Below are 26,148 nucleotides of genomic sequence, written 5' to 3'. Positions count from 1 at the left end.
CCGCCTCCTGCCCGCCTAGTCCGCCGCCATGCCCATGGATGCCATCCCCGATATCGCCTCGCTCAGTCTCGCCGAAATCGCGAAGCTCGTCGAAGAGGCCAAGCTCCCGCCGGTCGAGAAATGGAACCCGACGCACTGCGGCGACAGCGAGATGCGGATCGCGCGCGACGGCACCTGGTATCACCAGGGCTCGCCGATCGGCCGCCCGGCGATGGTTCGGCTGTTCTCGACGATCCTGCGCCGCGAACCCGACGGCAGCCATGTCCTCGTCACCCCGGTCGAAAAGCTCGATATCGAGGTCGAAGACGCGCCGTTCATCGCGGTGGAGATGAAGGCCGAGGGTAGCGGTCGCGATGCGAAGCTCGCCTTCCGGCTCAATACCGGCGACCTCGTTACGGCGGGTCCGGAGCATCCGCTGCGCTTCGTCGAGGACACGACCGACGGAGATGGCGGTCCGCGCCCGTATCTCGCCGTCCGCGGCGGGATGGAGGCGCTGGTCGTCCGCTCGGTCTATTACGAACTCGCCGAGCGCGCGATCGCAGACGACGCAACGCCCGCCGGCCTGTGGAGCGACGGCGCATTCTTCCCGCTGGAGCACGCTGCATGAGCCTGACGGAACGGATGGCCGCGGCGCTGGCAAAGGGCGCCGGGTCGCACATGATCCTGCTTACCGGCGACCAGCATGACGGCGACCTTACCGCCGCCGACACGTTGCTGCCCGCCGCGGTGCTGATCGCGGTGACCGACCGCGCCGATCCCGGCGTGATCCTGACGCAGCGCACCGACACGATGAGCCGCCACCCCGGCCAGATCGCGTTTCCCGGCGGTCGGATCGATCCCGGCGAGGACGTCGTCACCGCCGCGCTGCGCGAGGCCGAGGAGGAGATCGCACTTCCTCGCAACAAGGTCCGGGTGATCGGCGAAGCCGACAGTTATCGCACCGTCACCGGGTTCCAGGTGACGCCGGTGATCGGCGCCATTCCGCCCGACCTGATCTTCACCCCGAGCGAGGCAGAAGTCGCCAGCGTGTTCGAAGTCCCGCTCGCGTTCCTGCTAGACGAAGCGAACCATGTCGAGGCGACGCTCGAATGGCAGGGCCACGACCGGCATTATTACGAGATCATGTGGAACGAGCGCCGCATCTGGGGTGCGACTGCGGCGATGATCGTCAACCTCGCCCGCCGCCTGAGGTGGTCTTGATACTCCCGGCTGCGGCGTGGCGCGACCGTGATGGCCTGGACGCACTGACTAAGGTTCTCGGCGCGGCGGAGGGCGAGTCGCGCTTCGTCGGTGGCGCGGTGCGCGATACGCTGCTCGGGATCGACGTCGCCGATGTCGACATCGCCACCCGCCTGCCCCCGCAGGAGGTGATCGAGCGACTTCAGGATGCGCGGATCAAGGCGGTCCCGACTGGCCTGGCGCACGGTACGATCACGGCAGTCACCCCCGCGGGTCCGGTCGAAGTCACGACATTGCGCCGCGACGTCTCGACCGACGGCCGCCACGCGATCATCGCCTATACCGACGACTGGCGCGAGGATGCGGCACGGCGCGACTTCACGATGAACGCGCTCTACGCCGATCCCGCGACCGGCGAGATCTTCGATTATTTCGGCGGCCTCGACGATCTTGCGGCGCGGCGCGTCCGCTTCATCGGCGACCCGTTGCAGCGGATCGCCGAGGATCACCTCCGCATCCTCCGCTTCTTCCGCTTCCACGCGCGGTTCGGCACCTCGATCGACCAAGCCGGTCTCGATGCCTGCACCGCGCGCGCGAACGACCTGATGGCGCTGTCCCGCGAACGCGTGGCGAGCGAAGTCCTGAAGCTGCTGGTCGCCGCCAACGCCGTGCCCGTAGTCGCGCTGATGGTTGAACGCGGCATCTTCCGGGCGGTATTGCCCGAGATAGACGCCGGGGGAGCGGCGCGTCTCGGCGTGCTAGCCGAGCGAGAGACGGGCGCTGGCATAGCACCGAATCCGATCCGCCGCCTCGCTGTGGCGATCGCGCCTGCCGCCGCGGAGGCCGTTGGAGCGAGGCTGAAGCTGTCGAACGTCGACCGCAAGCGCCTCATGGCAGCCACTGCGGGGCCGGGTGAGGAAGGCCCGCTCGCCTTGGCCTATCGTGTCGGTGTGGCCGGCGCGGTCGACCGTCTGCTCATCGCTGGCGAAGACGTGTCCGCAATCACGGACTGGACACCGCCTGCGTTCCCGTTCTCCGGCGGGGCTCTAGTCGAACGTGGACTCCGCAAGGGGCCGGACGTGGCTGCGACGCTGCGCCGGGTCGAGACGCAGTGGATTTCGGAAGGGTTTCCGGGCGCCGAGCGCGTGGCGGTCATTGCCGACGGACTGGTGGCGGAGGTTTCCGCCTAACCCGATTGAGCCGGCGTGGGCGCCAGTCAGTTCATAGCAGTTATAGAGTTGATCATCGCATACGCCGCATCCGGCTCCAGCGGTCGCGCGTAGAAATAGCCCTGCCCGTACGTGCACCCCAGCGCCGCGAGCGTCTGGGACAGTTCATGCGTCTCGACCCCCTCGGCCGTCGTCCGCATCCCCAGTGCCTGCGCCAGACTGAGGATAGCGCGGACGATTGACACCTTGTCGCGGTCCGCCAGCATGCCCGTCACGAAGCTTCGGTCGATCTTGAGGATGTCGATCGGCAGCTTCTGGAGATAGGCGAGGTTCGAATACCCGGTACCGAAATCGTCCATCGCCAGGTTCGTCCCGAGCGCTTTCAGCGCGTGCATCGTCCCGGCGATCCGGTCGGGATCCGAGACGATCGCGCTCTCGGTCAGTTCGAGCGTGAACCGATCTCCCGACAGCCCCGTCGAGTCCAGCGCCGCCTGCAGCACCGGGGCGATCGCATCACGCTGCAACTGGATCGCCGACAGGTTGACGGCGAGCCTCACCCCACACGGTCCGCCGTTCGTCGCGTCCCAGCGCGCCAGCGTCTGCGCCGCTTCCTCGATCGCCCACCGCCCCAGCGGCACGATCAACCCCGATTCCTCGGCGACCGCGATGAATTCGGTAGGCGAATGTTCGTGGCCATCCTTGTCGGTCCAGCGCGCCAGCGCTTCGAACGACACGATCCGGCCGGTCGCCAGGTCGCAGATCGGCTGATACGCCAGCCGCAGGTCGCGGTGCTCGATCGCACGGCGGAGCGCGGTCTCCATGCCGAATTGCGCGCGCGCGATCGCGAAATCCTGGACCTGGTAGAACTCGGCGCGACCACTCACCTTAGCGCGCTTGACCGCAAACTGCGCGTGGCGGACCAGATCGACATTGTCGCCGGACTCATCGGCACCAAAGGCGATCCCGACCGAGCACTCGACGTTGATCTCGTAATCGGTCAACCGGAACGGCGTTTGCAACGTCCGGTGGATCCGCTCGGCGAGCGCCTGCGCCTCCTCACGATCCTGGTCGATCGATATCAGGATACCGAATTGATTTCCTCCGATCCGCGCCAGCGTGTCGCGCGCGCGCAACGCGCCCTTGATCCTACGCGCCACCGTGATCAGCAATTCGTCTCCCGCCAACGAGCCAAGGCACGAGTTCAGCCGGCCGAACCGATCGAGGTCGATCGCAAGCACGGCCCTGACCGTATGGTCTTCGAGCTCCTCGATCAGGTCCGCGAACCCTTCCCGGTTCAACAGTCCCGTCAGGCTGTCGGTCGTCATCTCGCGACGCAAGCTACGCTCGGTCTGGACCTGCGACGTCAGGTCGATGAAACTGATCGTACACCGTTCGCGGAATATGGGATCGGATCGTGCGATCGTGACGCGGTAATGGCGGCAGTCGATCTCGTCGCCCAGGACCCAATCGAAGTCGGACCTGATCTGCTGGGAGCCAAGGAATGCGCGGATCTGGTCGCCAAGCTCGGCAATCATCCGCGACCGCTCCGCAACGACACCGAACCCGGCTAGCCGATAGGCGCGATTCATCGCGAACAGCTCGATCCGACCCGCGTTCAGCACGACGTGAACCGCCGGGATCGCCACGAGTTCAAGCCCGCGTGCGATCATATCGCTCGTCACGATCGGCTTTACAGTCTCTTCGAGGGCGGGCGATGGCATCCCCCCCGGTACCGCGGGTTCGTTAAGAGGCTCTGAAGGACCCTGAATGGGGCCTTTCTCATCCATTATCCGAATCGATTATCGCGCGGAAAGCCCGTCGGCGGCATCCGCCCGGCGGCACCGCGGGCAGCGCGCCACGGCCCGAGGTCCGATTCGGTCCGAGTGCGGCCGGTGCCGCCGCCCATCGCCCAGCTGAGGCCCTCGGCGAACGTGAACGTGATCGCATCCGCCAGCCCACCGTCGCGGTAACGCTGCAACTGGAGCCCCTGCCCGCGCGTCATTTCCACCAGTTCGGCGAGCGGGAACACCAGCATCTTCCGATTGTCGCCGATCGCCGCGACGTAATCGTCATTGGGGCCAATAGGACGGACGATCTTCAACTGCGCACCCGGCCGCGGGGTCATCACCGTTTTTCCCTTGCGCGTCTCGGCGACGACTTCCGCCGAACTGACCGAGAAGCCGCGCCCGTCAGTTGCCACTACCAAGAGCTTGGGATGCTTGCTCGCGGGCAGCAACGCGACGATCCCGATGCTGCCGTCGAGGTCGATCATCGCGCGCACCGGCTCGCCGAACCCGCGCCCGCCTGGCAGCTTGTCCGCCGCCAACGTGTAGAACCGCCCGTTCTCCGCCGCGAGCAATAGCTTGTCGGTGGTCTGCGCGTGGAACGCATAGGCGGGGCCGTCGCCCTCCTTGAACTTCAGCGCTTCCGGGCTCGCCAGATCGTTGTGCCCCTTCATCGCCCGGATCCAGCCGCGCTGCGACAGGATCACGGTGATCGGCTCGCGCTCGATCATCGCCTCGAGCGGGATGTCGCGGGTCGGCGCGTGCTCCTCGATCGTCGTGCGTCGTTTGCCGAGCGGGGTCTCCAGGCCGTAGCGGTCACGGATCTTCGCCATGTCACGCTTCATCCGCGCGCGCTGCTTCTTCGGATCCGCCAGCAACGCGGCGAGCGTCGCCTGCTCCTTGTCGAGCTTGTCGCGCTCGGTCTTGATCTCGAACTCTTCCAGCCGCCGCAAGCTGCGGAGCCGCATGTTGAGGATCGCCTCGGCCTGGCGATCGGTCAGCGCGAACTCGGCGATCATCATCTTTTTCGGCTCTTCCTCGGTGCGGATGATCTCGATCACGCGGTCGAGATTGAGGTACGCGATCAGATAGCCGTCGAGCAGCTCGACCCGGTCGGCGATCTTCGCCAGACGGTGCTCGGTACGCCGGCGCAGCACGACGAACTGGTGATCGACCCACGCCGCCAGCGCCTCGCGCAAGCTCATCACGCGCGGCGTGCGATCCTTGTCGAGCACGTTCAGGTTGAGGCTGATCCGCGTCTCGAGATCGGTCAGCCGGAACAGCCCGTCCATCAGGATCTGCGGATCGACCGTGCGGCTGCGCGGTTCGAGCACGATGCGGATCTCGGTATCCGATTCGTCGCGCACGTCGGCGAGGATCGGCAGGCGCTTGGCGTTGATGAGGTCGGCGATCTGCTCGATCAGCTTGCCCTTCTGAACGCCGTACGGGATCTCCGTGACGATCAGTTGCCAGCCGCCGCCCTTCTCCCGCTCGGTCTCCCAGCGCGCGCGGACGCGGAACCCGCCGCGCCCGGTCGCATAGGATTCGCGGATCACGGCAGGCGGATCAACCACGAGTCCGCCGGTCGGGAAGTCCGGGCCCTTCACATGCTCCAGGATCGCCGCGTCGTCCGCGTCGGGCGTGTCGATCAGGACGATCGCCGCCTCCAGCAGTTCGGCTGCGTTGTGCGGCGGTATGCTGGTCGCCATGCCGACCGCGATCCCGCTTGCGCCATTTGCTAGCAAATTTGGGAACAGCCCGGGGAAAAGCTCGGGCTCGTGGTCCTCGCCATTGTATGTCGGACGATACGCGACCGCGTCCTCATCGAGCCCGTCCATCAGGTCGATCGCGACCTGCGTCAGCCGCGCTTCGGTATAACGGTAGGCGGCCGCGTTATCGCCATCGATGTTGCCGAAATTGCCCTGCCCGTCGACCAGCGGATAGCGCATCGCGAAAGACTGCGCCAAGCGGACCATCGCGTCGTAGACCGACTGGTCGCCGTGCGGATGATATTTACCGATGACGTCGCCGACGACGCGCGCGCACTTCTTGTACCCTTGCGCGGGATCGAGCTTGAGCAGCCGCATCGCCCACAGCAGCCGCCGATGCACTGGCTTCATTCCGTCACGCACGTCGGGCAAGGACCGCGCGGTGATCGTCGACAAGGCATAGACGAGATACCGCTCGGACAGCGCGCTGTCGAAGGGGGCGTCGACGATGGAGTCGAACGGATCTTTGAAATCGGTGGCCATTGCGCGCAGCGATAGCAGCCGCGAACGAAACGATCAAAGCATGAACGTACGAAGCGGCCTGCACGTTCGATCACGACGATATGCCCGCATGACGTGGTCGATCGAGCCCGCTACACCAACCTTATGATCCGCCTTGCCTTTCTCGCGCTTGCCGCAATGTCCACGCCCGTCGTGGCGCAAACACCTGCTTCGCCGCCGGCTAAGCTGTTGACATGGCACGACCTGACCAAGCGGCCGAAACCGATGCCTGACGCGACCGTCGACTATGGTACCGACCCGATGCAGAAGGTCGACGTTTGGCTCCCCAAGGGCAAGGCCAAGGGGCCCTTCCCGGTGGTCGTGATGGTCCATGGCGGCTGCTGGACGACGAGCATCGCCGATCGCAGCCTGATGAACTGGATCGCCGACGACCTCCGCAACGCTGGCGTCGCGGTCTGGAACATAGACTATCGAGGCGTCGACCGGAGCGGCGGCGGCTATCCCGGTACGTTCGCGGATGCTGCGAAGGCTGCGGACCAACTCAAGGTCAGCGCCAAGACGTTCAACCTGGACACGCGCCACGTGCTCGCGATCGGCCACTCGGCTGGCGGCCACCTCGCGCTCTGGCTCGCCGCCCGCGCGAAGCTTCCGACGACGAGCCCCCTCCACACCGCTCACCCACTCCGCATCCGCCACGTCGTCAGCCTCGGCGGCCTGCCCGATCTCGAAGCCACCGCGAGCAACGCCGACAATGGCTGCGGCACCGAAGTCGTCGCGAAACTGGTCGGCGCGCCCACGCCGCAGCATCCGGACGTCTACGCAGACACGTCTGTCCCGCGCCTCCTGCCACTCGGCGTGAAGCAGGATCTCGTCAACGGCCGTGAAGACCGAATCATCCCCTTCGTCATGGCCACCGACTATATCGCCAAGGCCGAAGCTGCCGGCGACACCGCGACGCTCCACACCATCCCCGCGACCGGCCATGTCGAACTGATCGCGCCGGAAACGCCTGCCTGGGCCGAGGCCAAACGCCTGATCCTGTCCGATTTCGGAAAGAGCCAGTGACCCTCGAAGACGCCCGCGCGCTCGACGCGACCGACCCGCTCGCTGCGTACCGCGATAAGTTCGCGCTGCCGGAGGGCGTGATCTACCTCGACGGTAATTCGCTCGGCGCCCTGCCCAAGGCCACGCCCGCAGCGCTCGCCGACGTCGCGACGCGTCAATGGGGCGACCGCCTAATCCGAAGCTGGAACGAAGGTTGGATCGAGGCTCCCCAACGGATCGGTGCGAAGATTGCTCCCCTGATCGGCGCAGGCGAGGACGAAGTTATCATTGGCGACACGACCTCGACACACCTCTTTAAGGCCTTGGTCGCAGGTCTTCGCAGCAACCCCGACCGCCACACCGTCATCAGCGAGGCCGGCAACTTCCCCACCGATCTCCACATCGCGGAAGGCGCCGTCACCTGCGTCCCCGGCGCGCGGTTGAAGGTCGTCGCCCGCGAGGACCTTGCCGCCGCACTCGACGACGACACCGCGGTGCTGCTGCTCACGCACGTGCACTACAAGACCAGCGACCGCTTCGACATGGCCGCCTGGACCGCTCGCGCGCACGATGCCGGCGCGCTCATGCTCTGGGACCTGAGCCACAGCGTCGGCGCGGTCCCGATCGACCTGAACGGCACGAACGCCGACCTCGCCGTTGGCTGCACGTACAAATACCTCAACGGCGGCCCCGGCGCGCCCGCGTTCCTCTACGTCGCCAATCGCTGGCAGGACGCGCTCGCCAGCCCGCTCTCCGGCTGGATGGGCCACGCCGCGCCGTTCGCGTTCGAGGATGCCTACCGCCCCGCCCCCGGCATGAAGCGCTGGCTAGCCGGTACCCCCGCCATGCTCTCGACCGCTGCACTCGAAACCGCACTCGACCTCTGGGCCGACATCGACCAGCAACTGGTTGCCACCAAGAGCGCCCAATTGTTCGATATTCTTGCCGCAGCCGGCGACGCGCTCGGCCTCGACTGCGTCAGCCCCCGAGACCCCGCCAAACGCGGCAGCCACATCAGCTTCCGCCACCCGCACGCCTACGAGCTTACCCAGGCCCTCATCGCGCAGGGCGTAATCGGCGACTTCCGCGACCCCGATATCCTCCGCTTGGGCCTGACGCCATTGTACCTCAGCCATGAAGATGTGTGGCGGGCGGGCGAAATACTATGTAAAATCATTACCAGTGGAAGTTGGAGGGACCCACGCTTCTCGACACGACTTGCCGTCACCTGATCTCGATTGACCGCAATACTGATCGCATTGATAGTATGTCCGACGAACGGGAGAGCGGGCATGCGATACGTGGTTATTGGTGCGGTAATCCTGTCGCTCATGGCCTGTAGCAAGGCACCAAACGGAGCGCCGGCACAGAAGCTGAACACCTACGACGTTGAGCCGTCGGCGCAGGAACCCGCAAAATCACCGAGCGCGGCGAACGCGCCGCAACCGATCGCGGTCGCGATCCCGCAAATGGCGTATTCCTATAAATACGCGTTCCGGCTTGCCGGCGACGCGATTGGCCGAGCCGAACAGACGCACGTCGCGTTGTGCGATAGGCTCGGTCCCGCCCGATGCCAAGTACTTGCGCTGGACAGCGGCAAAAGCGACGGTACGGCTTCGACCGGCACGCTAAAACTGCGCGTCCAAAGCAGTATTGCCCGCCGCTTCGGCCAACAATTGCAGGACACCGTCGCTAAGGCCGGCGGTCGCGCGGTATCGAGTTCGATCGCGGCCGAGGACGTGTCGAAGGATATCGTCGATACCGAAGCGCGTCTGCGCCAGCGAACGCTCTTGGTCGAACGCCTGACGGAGATACTCAGGACGCGAACCGGCAAGGTCTCGGAACTCGTCGAGGCCGAACGCAGCGTCGCCGCCGCACAGGAAGAGATCGATCAGGCCAAGGGCTGGCTCGGCGAACTTCGCGGACGCGTCGCCATGTCGACGATCGAGATCAGCTACGATGCGGTCGCGGCCGATCCCGGTAGTCCGAGGTCCGGATTAGGAGATTCCATTGCCGGCTCATGGAGCACTTTCTCGATCGGCATTGCAGCCATACTCAGCACACTGATCTTCCTTGCGCCTTGGGCCTTGCTCGCGGGGCTCGGCTACTTCGGATGGCGTACGATCCGCGGTCGCGTCCACCGTCGCGCAGAGAACGATCACGCCTGATTGCACCCCCCGCACCCTTCGCCTATAGGCGCGGCCTATTCCGGCCTCGGCTTCGCGGTACATAGCGCGTAGGCTGGGGCCGCTCGATTTTCATCGCTCGATTTCCAGGGGACCGCGCATGGCTCGCCGCCGCCAGATCTACGAAGGCAAGGCCAAGATCCTCTACGAGGGTCCCGAGCCGGGCACGCTGATCCAGTATTTCAAGGACGACGCGACCGCGTTCAATGCCCAGAAAAAGGGCACGATCAACGGCAAGGGCGTGCTCAACAACCGGATCTCGGAGCACATCTTCACGCTGCTCGATCATATCGGCGTGCCGACGCACTTCATCCGTCGCCTCAACATGCGCGAGCAGCTGATCCGCCAGGTCGAGATCGTCCCGATCGAAGTCGTCGTGCGCAATGTCGCCGCGGGCTCGATCTCGACGCGCCTCGGGATCGAGGAGGGCACCAAGCTGCCCCGTACGATCATCGAATATTACTACAAGGACGATGCGCTCGGCGATCCGATGATCTCCGACGAACACATCGCCGCGTTCGGCTGGGCGAGCCAGGAGGAGATGCACGACATCGCCGACCTCGCGATCCGCGTGAACGATTTCCTGTGCGGGCTGTTCGCCGGCGTCGGCATCCGCCTGGTCGACTTCAAGCTCGAATTCGGCCGCATCTTCGACAACGATTTCGGCCGCATCATCCTCGCCGACGAGATCAGCCCCGATGGCTGCCGTTTGTGGGACATGGAAACCAACGAGAAGATGGACAAGGATCGCTTCCGTCGCGATCTCGGTGGTGAAGTCGAGGCTTATCAAGAGGTTGCACGCCGTCTTGGCCTGCTGCCCGAGGGTGCCGACAACGCCGTCCTCGACCTCGAAAAGCATCGCAAGAACCGGGGCAAGTAAATGAAACTCAAGGTTTTCGTGACATTGAAGCCGGGCGTTCTCGATCCGCAGGGCCGGGCGATCCACCACGCACTCGGAAGCCTAGGCTTCGACGGCGTGCAGGACGTCCGCCAGGGCAAGCTGATCGAACTGGAAGTCGCCGACGACACCGACGACGCGACGATCGACGGCATGTGCCGTAAGCTGCTCGCCAACACGGTGATCGAGAATTACCGGGTCGAGAAAGCATGAAGACCGCGGTCATCGTCTTTCCCGGCTCCAACTGCGACCGCGACATCGCCGTCGCGCTGGAGACGGTGACCGGCGTCAAGCCGCTCATGGTCTGGCACGGCAACGCGGACCTGCCGCGCGATGTCGGCCTGGTCGCGGTGCCCGGTGGCTTCTCCTACGGCGATTACCTGCGCTCCGGCGCGATCGCCGCACGGTCGCCGATCATGCGCGCGGTCGTCGAGCAGGCGGGCAAGGGCCTGCCGGTCCTCGGCGTCTGCAACGGCTTCCAGGTGCTGACCGAAGCGGGGCTCCTGCCCGGCGCGCTGATGCGCAACGAGGGACTGAACTTCGTTTGTCGCGACGTTGCGCTCACGGTTGAAACGGCAAGCTCGACCTTCACCTCGGGCTACACCGCCGGCGAGCAGGTCTCATTCCCGGTCGCGCACCATGACGGCAATTACTTCGCCGACACCGAGACGCTCGACCGCCTCGAAGGCGAAGGCCGCGTCGCGTTCCGCTATGCCGAAAACGTCAACGGCTCGGCCCGCAACATCGCCGGTTTGCTGAACGACAAGGGCAACGTGCTAGGCATGATGCCCCACCCGGAGCGCCGGATCGAAGCGGCCCACGGTGGCACGGATGGTCGCCGCCTGTTCGAGGGCTTGTTGGAAGCCGTCGGCGTCTAAGCTCCGTCACCATCCCCTTCGCCCCCCCCCTCCGTTCGCCCTGAGCGAAGTCGAAGGGCCTGAGTCTCACATGCTTCGACTTCGCTCAGCACGAACGGGGGGATGGGAAGGGGGACGGTCACGGAAGCGTTAGGGTTGCAACACCTTCAAACCCGCGTCCGGAACGGCGAAAAGTCCGTCCCCCGATCATAAACATCGACCCCCTCGCGCCGCTTCAGCCACCCGACCGCCACGTACGTCAGCGGCGTCAGCAACACCTCCCAAGACACCTTCAGCAAAAACTGGCTGACCATCACCATCAGCATCGCCTCCACCGGCCAGTCCGGCGCGCCGTAAAACGCGAGCGGATAGAAGATCAGGCTGTCGAAAGCCTGCCCCACCACCGTGCTGCCGATCGTCCGCGTCCACAACATGCGGCCCTGCGTCCAGATCTTCATCCGCGCGAGCACGAAGCTGTTGGCGAACTCCCCCACCCAGAACGCGCAGATCGACGCGAACACGATCCGCGGCACTTGGCCGAACACGGACTCATACGCGGCCTGGCCCGTCCACCCGGCATCAGGCGGCAACGCCACGACGACCGCCGACATGAACACCATGAACAGCATCGCGCCGAACCCTGCCCATATGCACCGCCGCGCATACGCATAGCCGTACACCTCGGTCAGGACGTCGCCGATCACATAGCTGACCGGAAAGAAGAGGATGCCTGCGCCGAACGGCCACGTGCCGATGAACGGCAGATCGATCACCGCGCGCTTGCCTGCGCCAATCACGTTCGACAGCAGCAGGATCGTGACGAACGCCGCCATCACGAAGTCGAAATAGCGAAACTGCACCCCACCGACTGCGTTCGCGTCGATCGGTTCGAGCCCGGGCGCCTGATCCGTTCCAATTTCCATGCCCGGCGTTATGATCGAGGTTCCAAGCCCGCACAATCCGCGCTAGTCGTCGCCGCAGCGCGCGCCCGTAGCTCAGCTGGATAGAGCAAGGAGCTTCTACCTCCTCGGTCGGGGGTTCGAACCCCTCCGGGCGCGCCAACTCGCAAGCCGCCCTTGCCGTGCTTTGGGGCCACCACGGGACCTGGCGCAAAATGGCAAGCTTGTCGCTATGATATCGATACCAGGTTGCGAGAGCGACTGTGAGGTTTTTCGTACGCAGTTATCTGCTGCCGAACACCGTCGTCCCACTTTTTAATTGTATGATTAATCGGTCGCATTTACTTGAACCGTCGTGACGTCGATGACGGGGCACCGACGCGACATCGGCATTGGGGACTTGACGCTGACGCTGCGCAGCATACGGTACCGCTAACAAAACGGAGGGGATGACATCGTGGAGATCGCATTCACGTCGACGGGGGCTTTGCCCGTCGACTGGGAAAAGGCGGCGTTACTTGGTCGTATCGACCTTGGCGACGGTCCGACGCCCGTGATCGTTCGCGATGGCCGCGTGTATGACATGTCCGCCGTCGCGCCGACAGTCGCCGATCTGATCGCGGGTGGGGATTTCGATACGGATGCCGGCGCAGATCTCGGCGCTCTCGACGACTTGAACCTGACGCCAGCGGCTGAGGGCAAGACCCGTCTGCTCAGCCCGATCGATCTCCATGTCGTCAAGGCATCGGGCGTCACCTTCGCCGTCTCCGCGCTCGAACGCGTGATCGAGGAACGCGCGCGCGGTGACGCGTCAGCAGCGACCGCGGTCCGTGCCCGTCTCGAAGAGCGCGTCGGCGGCAGCATCCGCTCGGTCGTACCGGGTTCGCCCGAAGCCGCTGCACTGAAGGCCGCGCTGATCGAGGACGGCATGTGGTCGCAATATCTCGAGGTCGCGATCGGCCCGGATGCGGAGATCTTCACCAAGGGACCGACGTTGTCGACGATCGGCTGGGGTGGCGAGATCGGCATCCGCTCCGACTCCACCTGGAACAACCCCGAACCGGAAGTCGTGCTGGTCGTCGACCGCACCGGCAAGACGGTCGGCGCGGCGCTCGGCAATGACGTCAACCTGCGCGATTTCGAGGGGCGCTCGGCGCTCCTGCTCGGCAAGGCCAAGGACAACAACGCGTCCTGCTCGATCGGGCCGTTCATCCGGCTGTTCGACGAGAATTTCGGCATGGACGACGTCCGCGCCGCGCAGATCGCGCTGACGATCGAGGGCGCGGACGGCTACCGCCTCGACGGCAGCAGCTCGATGGACCAGATCAGCCGGGATCCGGAGGAGCTCGTTCGCCAGGCGATGAGCGAGCATCAGTATCCGGACGGCTTCGTGCTGTTCCTCGGCACGCTGTTCGCGCCGACGCAGGACCGCGACGAGCCGGGCCGCGGCTTCACGCATGCGGTCGGCGATGTCGTCACCATCTCGAACCCGAAGCTCGGCGCGCTGGTCAATCCGGTGACCACGTCGAAGGATGCGGCGCCGTGGAATTACGGGATCGGCGACCTGATGCGCAATCTCGCGAGCCGGGGGCTGCTCGGCCATACCAAGAATCAAGGGGCGTAAGCGCGTGTTGCAGAAGACCGAAATGGCCGACCAGACGGCGATCTATCCAAGCCTGAAGGGCAAGCGCGTCCTGATCACCGGCGGCGCGTCGGGGATCGGCGCCGGTCTGGTCGAGGCGTTCGCGCGCCAGGGTGCACATGTGGCGTTCGTCGACATGGCCAAGGACGCCGCGGAAGCGCTGATCGAGACGCTGACGCCCGACGTCGCGACCGCGCCGATATTCCTGCCGCTCGACCTGCGCGACGTCGATGCGCTGAAGACGACCGTCGCGACGATCGAGGACCGGCTGGGCGGCATCGACGTGCTGATCAACAATGCCGCGAACGACGATCGCCACACGATCGAAGAGATCACGCCCGCCTATTGGGACGAGCGGATGGCGACCAATTTGCGCCACCTGTTCTTCGCGGGGCAGGCCGTGGTGCCGTCGATGAAGCGCGCAGGCGGCGGCGTGATCCTCAATTTCGGGTCGATCTCGTGGCATCTCGCGTTGCCCGAACTGCTGATCTACCAGACTGCCAAGGCCGGCATCGAGGGCATGACCCGCGCGATGGCGCGCGATCTCGGCGGCGACGGCATCCGCGTCAACACGATCGTCCCCGGCAACGTCGAGACGCCACGCCAGCTGAAATGGTACACGCCCGAGGGTGAGGCCGAGATCATCGGCGCGCAGTGCCTCAAGACCCGCGTGCAGCCGGCGGACGTCGCGGCGCTGGTGCTGTTCCTCGCGTCGGACGATGCGCGGATGTGCACCGGCCACGACTATTTCGTCGATGCCGGGTGGCGCTGAGATGAGCCACGAGGTTCCCGTCGAAACGACCGCGGAAAGCATCTGCGACGTCGGTGCGACGCTCGGCGAGGGCCCGATCTGGATCGCGCGCGACGCCGCGCTCTGGTTCGTCGACATCAAGTCGCCGTGCGTCCACCGGTTCGATCCGGCGACGGGAGCGCTCGACACCTGGAAGGCGCCAGACCAGATCGGCTGGATCATTCCGGCGGACGATGGCGGGTTTCTCGCTGGCGTCCGTGGCGCTCTCCACCGGTTCGATCCAACGACCGGCGCATTCGACGAGATTGCGGTCGTTCACGCCGAGACTCCCGGCAATCGTCTCAACGATGCCGCGCGCGATCCCACCGGGCGCGTATGGTTCGGGACGATGGACAATGCGGAATCCGAGCACACCGGCCACGTCTATCACTGGCATGACGGTGAACTGACCAAGACGGAGATCCCGCCCGTCGCGATCACCAACGGCCCCGCAATCTCGCCCGACGGCCGCACGCTGTATGCGGTCGACACGCTCGGCAAGCGGATCGACGCCTACCCGATCGACGCGGACGGTAATGTCGGCGAGCCACGCCTTTTCCTGACGATCGGCCCCGACGATGGTCACCCCGATGGTGCGATCTGCGATTCCGAAGGTGGCGTCTGGGTCGGGTTTTTCGGCGGTTGGGCGGCACGCCGGTTCGCGCCGGACGGCACCTGCACCGACATTGTCCGCTTTCCCGTCGCGAACATCACCAAGATCGCGCTCGGCGGCCCCGACGGTCGCACCGCCTATGCGACGACCGCCGCGAAAGGCCTCGACGACGAAGCGCTCGCAGCCCAGCCGCTGGCCGGAAACCTGTTCACCTTCCGCGTCGCCATTCCCGGCGTCCCGGTCGAACCCGTCACACTTTAGTGCAACCAATGTTACGACACCCCATTCACGATAAGCGTCGCCGTTAGAGCGCCGTCACGGAGAGGAAAACCAATGACTTTAGCGGCAGAATCCGCGCCCCAAGTGAACCGAGCACTGATTGCGATGATCGTCATCGTCGCGACCATCGGCGGGTTCATGTTCGGCTATGACTCGGGCGTCATCAACGGCACGCAGGCGGGGCTCGAGAGCACGTTCGCGCTGTCGTCGCTCGGCACCGGCTTCACCGTCGGCGCGATCCTGATCGGCTCGTCCGTCGGCGCATTCATGGCCGGGCGGCTTGCCGACAATCTCGGCCGTCGCAACGTCATGATGATCGCCGCGGTGCTGTTCATCGTCAGCGCGCTCGCAGCGGGTGCGGCAACCTCAGCGACGATGTTCGTGCTCGCGCGCATCGTCGGCGGTCTCGGCATCGGTGCCGCCAGCGTGCTCGCACCGGTCTACATCTCCGAAGTCGTCCCCGCGAACGTCCGCGGCCGGCTTTCGAGCGTGCAGCAGATCATGATCATCACCGGGCTGACCGGCGCATTCGTCGCCAACTGGTATCTCGCGCGCATCGCCGGATCCTCGACCGCGTTGTTCTGGCTCGATTATCCGGCATGGCGCTGGATGTTCTGGATGCAGGTTATCCCTGCCGCGATCTATCTCGCGACGCTGTTCCTGATCCCCGAAAGTCCGCGCTTCCTGGTGCTCAAGGGCCGCTATGACGAGGCGCAGGTCGTCCTCACGCGCCTGTTCGGTGCCGCCGAGGCGACCCGCAAGGTCGCCGAGATCCGCGGCTCGCTGTCGGTCGACGCGCACCGCCCCAAGCTGTCCGACCTGATCGACAAGGCGAGCGGCAAGATCCGCCCGATCGTCTGGACCGGCATCGGCCTCGCGATCTTCCAGCAGTTCGTCGGCATCAACATCGTGTTCTACTACGGCTCGGTGCTGTGGCAGTCGGTCGGCTTCAGCGAGAGCGATGCGCTGCTCATCAACATCCTGTCGGGCTCGCTGTCGATCATCGCCTGCCTGCTCACGGTTGCTTTGGTCGACAAGGTCGGCCGCAAGCCGCTCCTGCTGATCGGTTCTGCGGGCATGACCGTCGCGCTGGCGATCGTCGCGATCTGCTTCGCCAGCGGCGCGATCGTCGAGGGTTCGCTGCACCTGTCGGATCGCAACGGCCTGATCGCGCTGATCGCGGCCAATGCGTATGTCGTGTTCTTCAACCTGAGCTGGGGCCCGATCATGTGGGTGATGCTCGGCGAGATGTTCCCGACGCAGATCCGCGGCTCGGGTCTCGCGGTCGCGGGCTTCGCGCAGTGGTTCGCCAACTTCGCGATCTCGGTGAGCTTCCCGACGATGGCGATCTCGCTCGGCCTGTCGCTCACCTACGGCTTCTATGCACTGTCCGCGTTCGTCTCGTTCTTCTTCGTCTGGAAGATGGTTTCGGAAACGCGTGGTCGCGAGTTGGAAGATATGGTGGGGTGAAGCCGACCACCGGACCGCGGCTTGGGTCGCGGTCCGGGTAGGTCCGATAGCTCATGCCGAAGTTGGACTTGGCCTGTATTAAGTCAGACAGCCAACGACCTCCCTCCAATAGCACTACCCCGGCGGAGGCCGGGGCCCAGTTGGCAAGGCGGAAGTAACGGCGGACCTTCCTCCGTTAGCAACGTCCCCCAACTGGGCCCCGGCCTCCGCCGGGGAGGTGCGAGATAAAGCCGCTCGAAGACCTGAACGTCAGACGCCCCCAGCCCTTCTCCTTCCCCAGCCGCGTTCCGTGACTCCAGCGAAAGCCAGAGTATTTCACAGCGCGGATGACGCCCGTCACATAAAGATTCGAGCTTCCGCTTGGATAACGGGGGCAGGGATCGGCTCTGCGGGACTATCGAGTTTAGATGGCCTGGACGGGACGAGTGGCGAAGGTCCGCCGCAACGTTGCCAGCATCCTCGCCATCTCTTCCGTCATTCCCCCGGAGGCGGGAAGCCATACCGGTTCCCCCTGATAGCGCAGCGCTAGGCGGTCGTAGGGACCCGCCTGCGCGAGACACCGATCAGTCATAGGACGAAGGGCGAGGCACAGGCCCCGCCCCCCGCACTCTCAGTGATTGTGCCGAGGCGTCTTCGCCGAAATCCCGCGATACTTCACCGCGAAGTCGAGTACGCCACCCTCGGCGAGCTGCCCGGTCTTTTCGCGGTACAGTTCCTCCCAAGGCGTATTGCTCTCGGGTACCGGGGGCAGCCCCTCGCCCTTGCGTCGCGCGATCTCGTCGGGCTCTACCAGCGCATCGCAGGTCCCAGCGACCAGATCGATCCGGACCACATCGCCCGTCCGAATCCACGATAACCCGCCGCCGACAGCGCTCTCAGGTGACACGTTCAGGATCGACGGACTGTCCGACGTCCCCGACTGGCGCCCGTCGCCGAGCGTCGGCAGCGCCAGCACGCCGCGCTGGATCAGCGCGTCGGGCGGCTGCATGTTCACGACTTCCGCCGAACCCGGCCACCCGATCGGCCCCGCCCCACGGATCACCAGGATACAGCCCTCGTCGATGTCGAGCGCAGGATCGTTGATCCGGTGGTGATAATCGTCCGACCCCTCGAACACGATCGCCCGCGCCTCGAAGCGATCTTCGGCCCCCGGCGTCGAGAGATACCGCTCGCGAAACGCCGGCGAGATCACCGACGTCTTCATGATCCCGAAATCGAACAGGTTGCCCTTGAGCACCAGAAAGCCTGCACGCTCCATCATCGGCGCATCGAACGGCTTGATCATCTCGCGATCGCGCGTCTCGCGCCCGGCGATGTTCTCGCCGATCGACCGCCCGGTGACCGTCAGGCACGACGTGTCGAGCTTCCCGCCGGCGATCAGCTCGTGCAGCACCGCGGGCACGCCGCCCGCGCGGTGAAAGCGCTCGCCGAGATACTTGCCCGCCGGCTGCATGTTGACCAGCAACGGCAGGTCGTAGCCATGATCCGACCAGTCCTCCGGGTACAGCGTCACGCCGGCATGCTGCGCCATTGCCATGATGTGCGGCTGCGCGTTGCTCGACCCACCGATCGCGCTGACCACGCGGATCGCGTTCAGGAAGCTGTCGCGCGTGAGAATCTTCGACGGGCGGAGGTCCTCATACGCCATGTCGACGATCCGCCGCCCGGTCTCGTACGCCATCTGCCCGCGCTCGCGGTACGGCGCCGGAATCGCCGCGCAGCCCGTCAACGACAGCCCCAGAACTTCGGCGACCGCGTTCATCGTCGACGCCGTGCCCATCGTGTTGCAATGCCCGGCCGAGGGCGCGCTGTCGGTAGCGCGGTTGAGGAACTCCTCCTCGTCGATCTCGCCCGCCGCCAGCTTGCGCCGACTACGCCAGATCACCGTTCCCGACCCGACCAGTTCGCCGTCATGCCAGCCATCGAGCATCGGACCGCCCGACAGCACGATCGCCGGAATATCGACCGTCGACGCCGCCATGATCCCCGACGGCGTGGTCTTGTCGCAGCCGGTGGTCAGCACGACCGCGTCGATTGGATAGCCGTAAAGCGTCTCGACCAGGCCCAGATACGCCAGGTTACGATCGAGCGCCGCGGTCGGCCGCCGGCAATTCTCGAAGATCGGATGGACTGGAAACTCCATCGCGATGCCACCGGCGTCGCGGATGCCGTCGCGCGTTCGCTTGGCGAGTTCCAGATGGATGCGGTTGCACGGCGAAAGGTCGCTGCCCGACTGCGCGATGCCGATGATCGGCCTTCCCGAGCGCAACTCCGCCGGGGTCAGCCCGTAATTCATGAAGCGTTCGAGATAGAGCGCGGTCATGTCCGAGCGGGCGGGATCGGCGAACCAGTCGCGCGATCGGAACGGCTTCACCGGTACACGGTCCACTGCAAACTCTCCTGAACGCGGTCTGTTATCTCATGGGAGCGCTACCGCGACGGTCGTCGGTCGGTCAAGCGTCTGCAAACACTATAGGTGAACGCGCGACGGTGGTCGGCGGCGCGGTGCGGCGTCCGATTGACGGCGCACCAGCGTGTAATCGAGCACGACGTGGCCGTTCGCATCCTTGCCGCCGCTGCGACGATTGAAAATCGCCGAGACGAGCAGTTCGACCGCCGCGCGCGACATATCGGCGATCGGCTGGTGGATGGTCGTCAGTTCGGGCCAGATCGTCGTCGCGAGTGCGCTGTCGTCGAACCCACACACCGTCAGGTCGCCCGGCACGTCCAGACCGCGGCGATGCGCGACCGCGACGGTCGCCGCAGCCATGTCGTCGTTGCTGGCGAAGATCGCGGTGGGCGCATCCTTCGCGTCGAGCAATTGCTCGGCACCGTCGAGCCCGGAGCGATAGGTAAACAGGCCGCCCACCACCAGCGACTCATCCGGCGCCAGACCGGCATCGGCGATCGCCGCGAGATACCCCTCGTGACGAAGCCGACTGGCGGTCTGGTTCGGGTTTCCGATGATGAACCCGATCCGCGAATGACCCAGCTTAACAAGGTGTTCGGTCATCGCGCGGGCCGCCTCGAAATCGTCGATCGTGACCGCGGCCGACCCTTCCGGTGGGGACCCGGTCGCGACGACCACGGTCGGCACGCCGGCCTCCGTCAGCACGTCGAGCACCGCGCGCGAATCGCACAGCGGCGGCGGCAAGATGACGCCGTCGATGCCGCTCTCGATCATGTGCCGCGCGACCTCGATCTCATGGTCGCCGATGTCGCATTTCTCGACGATCAATTGCACGTCGCTGCGGCTTGCTTGTTCGAGGCTGCCGACCAGGAACTCGCTCAGATATGCCGCGCTCGGATTGCTGTAGAGAAGGCCGATCCGCATCTGCCCGCCGCCGGCCAGGCTGCGTGCGGCGCGGTTGGGGGCGTATCGCAGCGTATCGATCGCGACGTTGACCGCCTCGCGCGTCGCCTCTCGGACCTTCGCTTCCCCATTGATGACGCGCGAAACGGTCATCGGCGAAACGCCTGCGAGAACCGCGACGTCGGAAATGGTGGGTGCGCCGCTTCTGCGGCCCGAAGTGTTGCGCGGCTTGCGCGTGGCGAGGCTCATGCCGCGCTTTTTAGCAGGTGATTGCAATATTATCAGCATGTAATCTGAGTTACCGTGGTCGTATACTCAGAGAACATCGCGCCGCGGCCGTTCGCTCTTGCGTGTTATCGCTCCCAAGATTAGTCGGACAATCGGGTTTTGCCTTACCGGGCAGCAAGCAGATATGGGACGGACAGGGGGAGCGCGTGCGATACGATCTGAGCCGTACGCTCTATTCAATCCTTGACCTCAATGTCACATTGTCGTCCACGACTGTTGCTTCGCACTGGAACATGCTCCGCCTTCGCACCACATTGGATGAAGGCTCCAGGAGTGATAGCGCCACCTTCACGGTCGGCGCGTATCCTGGCCAACGACTTCCCGACGCACCACCGCCCCGGTCGGCGCGTCCCTCGATTTGATTTGGAGAACTGACATGGACGGTACCTTCCCGATCGGCGCGCGCGCCGTAGACAGCGACGTCACCTTCCTCGCGATCGACCCGTCGACCGATGCAAAGATCGAACCCGCCTTTGCCGTTTCGAGTGAAGAAGACGTCGCGGAAGCCTGCAAGCTCGCCGAAGCAGCGTTCGATACCTTCCGCGAAACCGATCCCGAAACGCGCGCGAAATTCCTCGAGACGATCGCCGACGAGATCGAGGCGATCCACGAGCCGCTCGTCGCCCGTGCGATCCAGGAGAGCGGCCTGCCCCGCCCGCGCCTCGAAGGCGAGCGCGGCCGTACCACCGGCCAGCTCCGCCTGTTCGCCAAGCATCTCCGCGCTGGCACCTGGGCCTCGGTCATCATCGACGAAGCACAGCCCGATCGTAAGCCCGCCCCCCGCGCGGACCTGCGCCAGCGCCGCATCGCGGTCGGCCCGGTCGCGGTGTTCGGTGCGTCAAACTTCCCGCTCGCCTTCTCGGTCGCGGGCGGCGACACCGCCTCCGCACTCGCCGCCGGTTGCCCGGTCGTCGTCAAGGGCCACCCCGCGCATCCCGGCACGTCGGTGATGGTCGGCAAGGCGATCCAGGCTGCGGTCGCCAAGTGCGGCCTGCCCGAGGGCGTGTTCTCGCTGGTCCAGGGCCCTGCGAACGAACTCGGCGCAGCACTCGTCAAGGACGCGCGTATCAAGGCAGTCGGCTTCACCGGCTCGCGCGGCGGTGGCTTGGCCCTGGTCGCACTCGCCGCAGCGCGCGCCGAGCCAATCCCGGTCTATGCCGAGATGAGCAGCGTTAACCCCGTCATCCTGTTCCCCGCGGCGCTTGCGGCGCGCGGCGAAGCGCTCGGCAAGGCCTATGTCGGTTCGCTGACGATGGGCTCGGGCCAGTTCTGCACCAACCCCGGCATCGTCGTCGCGGTCGATGGTCCAGACCTCGACACCTTCGTCGAAGCCGCCGCCGCTGCGCTTGGCGAAGCTGCGCCGCAGGTCATGCTGACCCCCGGCATCCATGCCAGCTATGACAAGGGCGTCGCCGCGCTCGCCGGTCACGATGCGGTCGAGACGCTCGCCCGCGGCACCGAGGCCGAGGGCGCAAACCGCGGTCGTGCAGCTTTGTTCTCGACCACCGGCAAGGCGTTCGTCGCCGACCCTGCGCTGTCGCATGAAGTGTTCGGGGCTGCCTCGATCATCGTCCGCTGCGCCGACCTCGCCGAGGTTCGCCAGGTTCTCGAACAGGTCGAGGGTCAGCTGACGATCACGCTGCAGATCGACGAGGGTGACTACGCCGACGCTGCGACGCTGGTGCCGGTGCTCGAGCGCAAGGCGGGCCGCATCCTCGCGAACGGATGGCCGACCGGCGTCGAGGTTGCTCCTGCGATGGTGCATGGTGGGCCTTTCCCCGCAACGTCGGACCCGCGCACGACCTCGGTCGGTACCGCGGCGATCGAGCGCTTCCTGCGCCCGGTATGCTACCAGGACCTGCCGGACGCGCTGCTGCCGAAGGCAGTCAAGCACGACAACCCGCTAGGCCTGCCGCGCACCGAGGGCTGATCGACGAGAGAGTACGAGGAAGGTGGCGCCGTCGCAGGGCGGCCCCCTCTTCCTTGTTCTCCCGCGAAGGCGGGAGCCCAGTCTGGGTCCCCGCCTTCGCGGGGAAACATGCTTGAGTTCGGCTACCCCTCACCGGCCCACCCCGGCGAAGGCCGGGGCCCAATTGGGGGACGGTGATTGCGATGCGCAGCGCGCCGTTACGACCACCTTTCCAATTGGGCCCCGGCCTTCGCTGGGGTGGTATGAGGGAGGGGCAGAGCTTCCCCGCCCCCCCTAATCATTGACAGGCGCGCGCCGCATACCCACTAGTCCGGCATGACAACGCCAGACTCGTCGCGCACCATTTCCCTGCCCGCAGACCTCGGCAGTTACATCGACGAATTGACCGGCGGAGGGCATGGCGACGCCGCCGCCATCGTCCGCGCCGCGCTCCAGCAGATGCGCGACCGCGACGCCGCCTTGGCCGCACCAGCGGAAATCCTGATCGGCGGGGGCGAATGCGGGATGCTCGTCCGCCAGCGCGACTGGAGCGCGACCTCGCTCGGCCCGATCGACTCGTGGCCCGCCGAGCTCCGCGTCACGCTCGCCAACATCCTCAACTCCCCCGTCGCCAAGGTCGTGATGTGGGGGCCCGAGCACGTCATGCTCTACAACGATAGCTACCGCGCCGTCGCAGGAGACCGCCACCCGGCCGCGCTCGGCAGCGCGGTCGCGACCGCGTTCCCGGAAGTGTGGGACTGGAACCGCGCGGTCCTCGAAGCAGGCTTCCGTGGCGAGACCGTCGCCTATCGCGACCAGCCGATCCTGTTCCAGCGCCCCGAGGGCCCGGAAACGCTGACGCTCGACCTGTTCTACACGCCCGTCTACTGCGCGGGCGGGACTGTCGGTGGCGTCCTGTGCACGATGGTCGACAATAGCGGCCGCGTCGAAGCCGAGCACCGTCTCGCCGCCAGCGAAGCCCAACTGCGCCGAGTCACCGATGCCGTGCCGATGCTGATCTCTTACATCGACCGCGACCACGTCTACCGTCTCGCCAACGCGCAATATGACGAATGGCTCGGCGTCGCGCCCGAGTCGATGATCGGCAAGTCCGTCCGCGAAGTACTTGGCGATGCGGTCTACCAGGATCGCCGCCCGTCGTTCGACCGCGCGCTGGCCGGCGAGAGCTTCATCGCGCAGACCGTCTTCCCGCACCGCGACGGCCGCTCGCGCCGCTCCGAATTCCGCTATGTTCCACACATTCAGGCGGACGGCGTGGTCGCGGGCATCTACGTGCTCGGCATCGACGTCGAGGACCGCGCCGAACGCGAGGCCGCACTCGGCATCAGTAACGGCCGGTTCCGCACCGCGATGGATGCGGTCCACGGCGTGCTCTGGACCAACAGCCCCGACGGCCGGATGATCGGCGAGCAACCGGGCTGGGCGACGCTCACCGGCCAGTCGATCGACGAATACCAGAATTTCGGCTGGGCCGACGCGATCCACCCCGACGACGTCGCCTCGACGATCAAGGCGTGGACCGCCGCCGTCCTGAACAAGTCGATGTTCGTGTTCGAACACCGCGTCCGCCGCCATTGCGGGGCATGGCGCACGTTCGCCGTCCGCAGCTTGCCGATCCTGGATTCGGCGGGCGAAGTCATCGAATGGGTCGGCGTCCACACCGACATCACGCATCAGCGCGCCGCCGAGGCCGCCTTGCGCGAACAGGCCGAAGCGCTCGCCCGCCAGGTCCGCCACCGCGAGCGTGCCGAGGATCAGCTCCGCCAGCTCAACGAGACGCTCGAGGCGCGCGTCATCGCCGAGATCGGCGAACGCCGCGAGGCCGAAGCCAAGCTCGCGCAATCGCAGAAGATGGAGACCGTCGGCAAGCTCACCGGCGGCGTCGCGCACGACTTCAACAACCTGCTCCAGGTCGTCTCGGGCAATCTCCAGCTGCTCGGCAAGAACCTCGCCGGCAACGAGCGTGCGGAGCGCTGGGTCGCCAACGCGATGGCCGGTGTCACACGCGGCTCGAAGCTCGCCTCGCAGCTGCTCGCGTTCGGGCGTCGCCAGGCGCTCGAGCCCAAGGTCGTCAACGTCACGCGGTTCGTGCGCGGGATGGACGACATGCTGCGGCGCGCGATCGGCGAAGGCGTCGAGATCGAGACCGTGGTCGGCGGCGGCCTCTGGAACACCTTCATCGACCCTGCGCAGATCGAAAACGCGCTCCTGAACCTCGCGATCAACGCGCGCGATGCGATGGAAGGCCAGGGCAAGCTCACCATCGAACTCGGCAACGCACACCTCGACGACGCTTATGCGCGCAGCCACGAGGAGGTCGAAGCCGGGCAATACGTCCTGCTCGCAGTGTCCGACACCGGGAGCGGCATGAGCCCGGAAATCATCGAGAAGGTGTTCGAACCGTTCTTCTCGACCAAGAGCGAAGGCAAGGGCTCGGGCCTCGGCCTGTCGATGGTCTACGGCTTCGTCAAACAGTCCGGCGGCCATGTGAAGATCTATTCGGAGGTCGGCGAAGGCACGACGATCAAGCTCTATCTGCCGCGCGCGATGGAGAGCGAGGACGTCGAGGTCGTCGCCGATGCGGGGCCGATCTGTGGCGGCACGGAGACGGTGCTGGTGGTCGAGGACGACGACGAGGTCCGCACCACCGTGGTCGAGCTGCTGACCGATCTCGGCTACAGCGTCCTAAAGTCGGTCGACGCGGCCAGTGCGCTCAATGTGGTCGAGAGCGGCGTGCCGATCGATATCCTGTTCACCGACGTAGTGATGCCCGGAACGCTGAAAAGCCCCGAACTCGCGCGCCAGGCGAAGGAGCGGCTGCCCAATCTCGTGGTGCTGTTCACGTCGGGCTATACCGAGAACTCGATCGTGCACGGCGGCAAGCTCGATGCCGGGGTCGACCTGTTGTCGAAGCCGTATTCACGCGAGGCGCTGGCACGGAAATTCCGCGAAGTGCTCGCCAATCGGCAACGCGGCGACTCGCCTGCCGCCAAGAGCGCCCGCGATGCACGGATCGAAGCGGATCGACGGCTGGACGCGTCGGCACGGCGCACCGTCCTGCTGGTCGAGGACGACGAGATGATCCGCGCGAACACTGCCGAGATGCTGCAAGGCAGCGGCTTCGTGGTGGTCGACGCGGCGAGCGCGGAGGATGCGATGACCGCGCTCCAGACCGTGCCGATCGACGCGCTGGTGACCGACATCAACCTCCCCGGCGTCTCTGGACCGGACTTCGCCCGCACCGCGCGCGCGCTGCGGCCGGGCGTGGGGATCGTCTTCGCGAGTGGTGATACCGCGTCGGTCGAAGGCGATACGGATGCGATCATGCTGGAGAAGCCGTACGGGCTCGATGCGCTGACGGCGGCTGTGCTGGCATCGCTGGGTGAGACGGCGCTGGCGGAACCGCTTGCGGCGGACCGGGTGGACCCGGCGGAGTAAAGCCGGTCGCAACGAAACGATCCTCCCCCACTAGGGGGAGGTGGCAGGCACTTGCCTGACGGAGGGGGAGGATAAGGTGACCTCTGCTCCGTGTCCTCCCCCTCCGTCACCTTCGGCGACACCTCCCCCTGGCGGGGG

21 protein-coding genes and 1 tRNA gene are annotated in these 26,148 nt (G+C 65.8%); 17 read left to right on the top strand and 5 right to left on the bottom strand.

All coding sequences use genetic code 11. The features are described 5' to 3' along the window. Positions 1-28 precede the first annotated feature (28 nt). From ASE82_RS01945 to ASE82_RS01935, 3 genes are read left to right on the top strand one after another with little or no spacing between them, the layout of a single operon-like run. The gene (locus ASE82_RS01945) at positions 29-607 is read left to right on the top strand and encodes a DUF1285 domain-containing protein (RefSeq protein WP_056058175.1); all 579 of its coding nucleotides are present in this window, start codon (positions 29-31) and stop codon (positions 605-607) included. Then, the gene (locus ASE82_RS01940; protein ID WP_056058173.1) at positions 604-1,200 is read left to right on the top strand and encodes a CoA pyrophosphatase; all 597 of its coding nucleotides are present in this window, start codon (positions 604-606) and stop codon (positions 1,198-1,200) included. The genes ASE82_RS01945 and ASE82_RS01940 overlap by 4 nt, the downstream gene beginning before the upstream one ends. Beyond that, positions 1,191-2,369, top strand: a complete 1,179-nt coding sequence (locus ASE82_RS01935; protein WP_056058169.1) for a CCA tRNA nucleotidyltransferase — start codon at positions 1,191-1,193, stop codon at positions 2,367-2,369. The genes ASE82_RS01940 and ASE82_RS01935 overlap by 10 nt, the downstream gene beginning before the upstream one ends. 26 nt (positions 2,370-2,395) lie before the next feature. On the opposite strand, the gene ASE82_RS01930 is transcribed toward ASE82_RS01935, so the two are convergent. Both ASE82_RS01930 and parC read right to left on the bottom strand, forming a co-directional pair. After that, positions 2,396-4,069, bottom strand: a complete 1,674-nt coding sequence (locus ASE82_RS01930) for a putative bifunctional diguanylate cyclase/phosphodiesterase (protein ID WP_056058166.1) — start codon at positions 4,067-4,069, stop codon at positions 2,396-2,398. A gap of 65 nt (positions 4,070-4,134) precedes the next feature. After that, a complete protein-coding gene (gene parC / locus ASE82_RS01925; RefSeq protein ID WP_056058163.1) occupies positions 4,135-6,384 on the bottom strand; it encodes a DNA topoisomerase IV subunit A in 2,250 nt (749 codons plus the stop codon). A gap of 123 nt (positions 6,385-6,507) precedes the next feature. Between parC and ASE82_RS01920 the strand changes: the two genes are divergently transcribed. From ASE82_RS01920 to purQ, 6 genes are all read left to right on the top strand, one after another. Continuing rightward, a complete protein-coding gene (locus ASE82_RS01920) occupies positions 6,508-7,428 on the top strand; it encodes an alpha/beta hydrolase family protein (protein WP_082440989.1) in 921 nt (306 codons plus the stop codon). Continuing rightward, positions 7,425-8,639: a kynureninase gene (gene kynU, locus ASE82_RS01915; RefSeq protein WP_056058160.1), complete on the top strand. Its 1,215-nt coding sequence runs from the start codon at positions 7,425-7,427 to the stop codon at positions 8,637-8,639. Before ASE82_RS01920 ends, kynU begins: the two co-directional genes overlap by 4 nt. 60 nt (positions 8,640-8,699) lie before the next feature. Continuing rightward, positions 8,700-9,575 carry a DUF4349 domain-containing protein gene (locus ASE82_RS01910; RefSeq protein WP_056058157.1) on the top strand — a complete coding sequence of 292 codons (876 nt, stop codon included), beginning with the start codon at positions 8,700-8,702 and terminating at the stop codon, positions 9,573-9,575. A 118-nt stretch (positions 9,576-9,693) separates the two neighbouring features. Further along, positions 9,694-10,473, top strand: coding sequence for a phosphoribosylaminoimidazolesuccinocarboxamide synthase (gene purC, locus ASE82_RS01905; RefSeq protein WP_056050712.1), 780 nt, complete (start codon positions 9,694-9,696; stop codon positions 10,471-10,473). Next, positions 10,474-10,704: a phosphoribosylformylglycinamidine synthase subunit PurS gene (purS, locus tag ASE82_RS01900; protein ID WP_031439802.1), complete on the top strand. Its 231-nt coding sequence runs from the start codon at positions 10,474-10,476 to the stop codon at positions 10,702-10,704. It abuts the gene before it with no gap. After that, positions 10,701-11,369, top strand: coding sequence for a phosphoribosylformylglycinamidine synthase subunit PurQ (purQ, locus tag ASE82_RS01895; RefSeq protein ID WP_056058154.1), 669 nt, complete (start codon positions 10,701-10,703; stop codon positions 11,367-11,369). Before purS ends, purQ begins: the two co-directional genes overlap by 4 nt. A 146-nt stretch (positions 11,370-11,515) precedes the next feature. On the opposite strand, the gene ASE82_RS01890 is transcribed toward purQ, so the two are convergent. Continuing rightward, entirely contained in the window at positions 11,516-12,271 is a 756-nt protein-coding gene (locus tag ASE82_RS01890; protein WP_056058151.1) for a queuosine precursor transporter, read from the bottom strand. A 61-nt stretch (positions 12,272-12,332) separates the two neighbouring features. On the opposite strand from ASE82_RS01890, the gene ASE82_RS01885 reads away from it, so the two are divergent. The 5 genes from ASE82_RS01885 (at position 12,333) to ASE82_RS01865 (ending at position 17,041) form a co-directional block, all read left to right on the top strand. After that, positions 12,333-12,409: transfer RNA gene (locus ASE82_RS01885), tRNA-Arg, on the top strand. A gap of 292 nt (positions 12,410-12,701) precedes the next feature. Next, the gene (locus ASE82_RS01880; RefSeq protein WP_435368535.1) at positions 12,702-13,871 is read left to right on the top strand and encodes a fumarylacetoacetate hydrolase family protein; all 1,170 of its coding nucleotides are present in this window, start codon (positions 12,702-12,704) and stop codon (positions 13,869-13,871) included. 22 nt (positions 13,872-13,893) lie between these two features. Next, positions 13,894-14,661, top strand: a complete 768-nt coding sequence (locus tag ASE82_RS01875; RefSeq protein ID WP_056059533.1) for an SDR family NAD(P)-dependent oxidoreductase — start codon at positions 13,894-13,896, stop codon at positions 14,659-14,661. 1 nt (position 14,662) lies between these two features. Next, positions 14,663-15,553: an SMP-30/gluconolactonase/LRE family protein gene (locus ASE82_RS01870; RefSeq protein ID WP_056059530.1), complete on the top strand. Its 891-nt coding sequence runs from the start codon at positions 14,663-14,665 to the stop codon at positions 15,551-15,553. A 72-nt stretch (positions 15,554-15,625) separates the two neighbouring features. Continuing rightward, positions 15,626-17,041 carry a sugar porter family MFS transporter gene (locus ASE82_RS01865; RefSeq protein WP_056058146.1) on the top strand — a complete coding sequence of 472 codons (1,416 nt, stop codon included), beginning with the start codon at positions 15,626-15,628 and terminating at the stop codon, positions 17,039-17,041. Positions 17,042-17,651: 610 nt separating this feature from the next. On the opposite strand, the gene ASE82_RS01860 is transcribed toward ASE82_RS01865, so the two are convergent. Both ASE82_RS01860 and ASE82_RS01855 read right to left on the bottom strand, forming a co-directional pair. After that, positions 17,652-19,430, bottom strand: coding sequence for an IlvD/Edd family dehydratase (locus ASE82_RS01860; protein WP_056058144.1), 1,779 nt, complete (start codon positions 19,428-19,430; stop codon positions 17,652-17,654). An 81-nt stretch (positions 19,431-19,511) separates the two neighbouring features. Further along, entirely contained in the window at positions 19,512-20,507 is a 996-nt protein-coding gene (locus ASE82_RS01855; protein WP_235524423.1) for a LacI family DNA-binding transcriptional regulator, read from the bottom strand. Here ASE82_RS01855 and ASE82_RS19925 point away from each other — a divergent pair. From ASE82_RS19925 to ASE82_RS01845, 3 genes are all read left to right on the top strand, one after another. Further along, positions 20,488-20,646, top strand: coding sequence for a hypothetical protein (locus ASE82_RS19925; protein WP_235524415.1), 159 nt, complete (start codon positions 20,488-20,490; stop codon positions 20,644-20,646). The genes ASE82_RS01855 and ASE82_RS19925 overlap by 20 nt on opposite strands. Before the next feature lie 372 nt (positions 20,647-21,018). Then, a complete protein-coding gene (locus ASE82_RS01850) occupies positions 21,019-22,572 on the top strand; it encodes an aldehyde dehydrogenase (NADP(+)) (RefSeq protein WP_056058139.1) in 1,554 nt (517 codons plus the stop codon). Positions 22,573-22,887: 315 nt separating this feature from the next. Continuing rightward, on the top strand, positions 22,888-26,010 hold the full coding sequence (locus ASE82_RS01845) for a PAS domain-containing protein (protein WP_156348724.1): 3,123 nt from the start codon (positions 22,888-22,890) through the stop codon (positions 26,008-26,010). Positions 26,011-26,148 lie beyond the last annotated feature (138 nt).

It is taken from the genome of Sphingomonas sp. Leaf230 (assembly GCF_001421745.1).
Classification (GTDB): Bacteria; Pseudomonadota; Alphaproteobacteria; order Sphingomonadales; family Sphingomonadaceae; genus Sphingomonas.
The sequence above is the reverse complement of the archived record's forward strand: the minus strand, read 5'-3'. Positions and strand labels throughout refer to the sequence as shown.

What these genes read in the sequence shown, in the direction of transcription:
- ASE82_RS01945 (WP_056058175.1), top strand. Translation starts at nt 29, where the DNA reads ATGCCCATGGATGCCATCCCCGATATCGCCTCGCTCAGTCTCGCCGAA.
- ASE82_RS01940 (WP_056058173.1), top strand. Translation starts at nt 604, where the DNA reads ATGAGCCTGACGGAACGGATGGCCGCGGCGCTGGCAAAGGGCGCCGGG.
- ASE82_RS01930 (WP_056058166.1), bottom strand. Translation starts at nt 4,069, where the DNA reads ATGCCATCGCCCGCCCTCGAAGAGACTGTAAAGCCGATCGTGACGAGC.
- parC (WP_056058163.1), bottom strand. Translation starts at nt 6,384, where the DNA reads ATGGCCACCGATTTCAAAGATCCGTTCGACTCCATCGTCGACGCCCCC.
- ASE82_RS01920 (WP_082440989.1), top strand. Translation starts at nt 6,508, where the DNA reads ATGATCCGCCTTGCCTTTCTCGCGCTTGCCGCAATGTCCACGCCCGTC.
- ASE82_RS01910 (WP_056058157.1), top strand. Translation starts at nt 8,700, where the DNA reads ATGCGATACGTGGTTATTGGTGCGGTAATCCTGTCGCTCATGGCCTGT.
- purC (WP_056050712.1), top strand. Translation starts at nt 9,694, where the DNA reads ATGGCTCGCCGCCGCCAGATCTACGAAGGCAAGGCCAAGATCCTCTAC.
- purS (WP_031439802.1), top strand. Translation starts at nt 10,474, where the DNA reads ATGAAACTCAAGGTTTTCGTGACATTGAAGCCGGGCGTTCTCGATCCG.
- purQ (WP_056058154.1), top strand. Translation starts at nt 10,701, where the DNA reads ATGAAGACCGCGGTCATCGTCTTTCCCGGCTCCAACTGCGACCGCGAC.
- ASE82_RS01890 (WP_056058151.1), bottom strand. Translation starts at nt 12,271, where the DNA reads ATGGAAATTGGAACGGATCAGGCGCCCGGGCTCGAACCGATCGACGCG.
- ASE82_RS01875 (WP_056059533.1), top strand. Translation starts at nt 13,894, where the DNA reads ATGGCCGACCAGACGGCGATCTATCCAAGCCTGAAGGGCAAGCGCGTC.
- ASE82_RS01870 (WP_056059530.1), top strand. Translation starts at nt 14,663, where the DNA reads ATGAGCCACGAGGTTCCCGTCGAAACGACCGCGGAAAGCATCTGCGAC.
- ASE82_RS01865 (WP_056058146.1), top strand. Translation starts at nt 15,626, where the DNA reads ATGACTTTAGCGGCAGAATCCGCGCCCCAAGTGAACCGAGCACTGATT.
- ASE82_RS19925 (WP_235524415.1), top strand. Translation starts at nt 20,488, where the DNA reads ATGACGCGCGAAACGGTCATCGGCGAAACGCCTGCGAGAACCGCGACG.
- ASE82_RS01855 (WP_235524423.1), bottom strand. Translation starts at nt 20,507, where the DNA reads ATGACCGTTTCGCGCGTCATCAATGGGGAAGCGAAGGTCCGAGAGGCG.
- ASE82_RS01850 (WP_056058139.1), top strand. Translation starts at nt 21,019, where the DNA reads ATGGACGGTACCTTCCCGATCGGCGCGCGCGCCGTAGACAGCGACGTC.
- ASE82_RS01845 (WP_156348724.1), top strand. Translation starts at nt 22,888, where the DNA reads ATGACAACGCCAGACTCGTCGCGCACCATTTCCCTGCCCGCAGACCTC.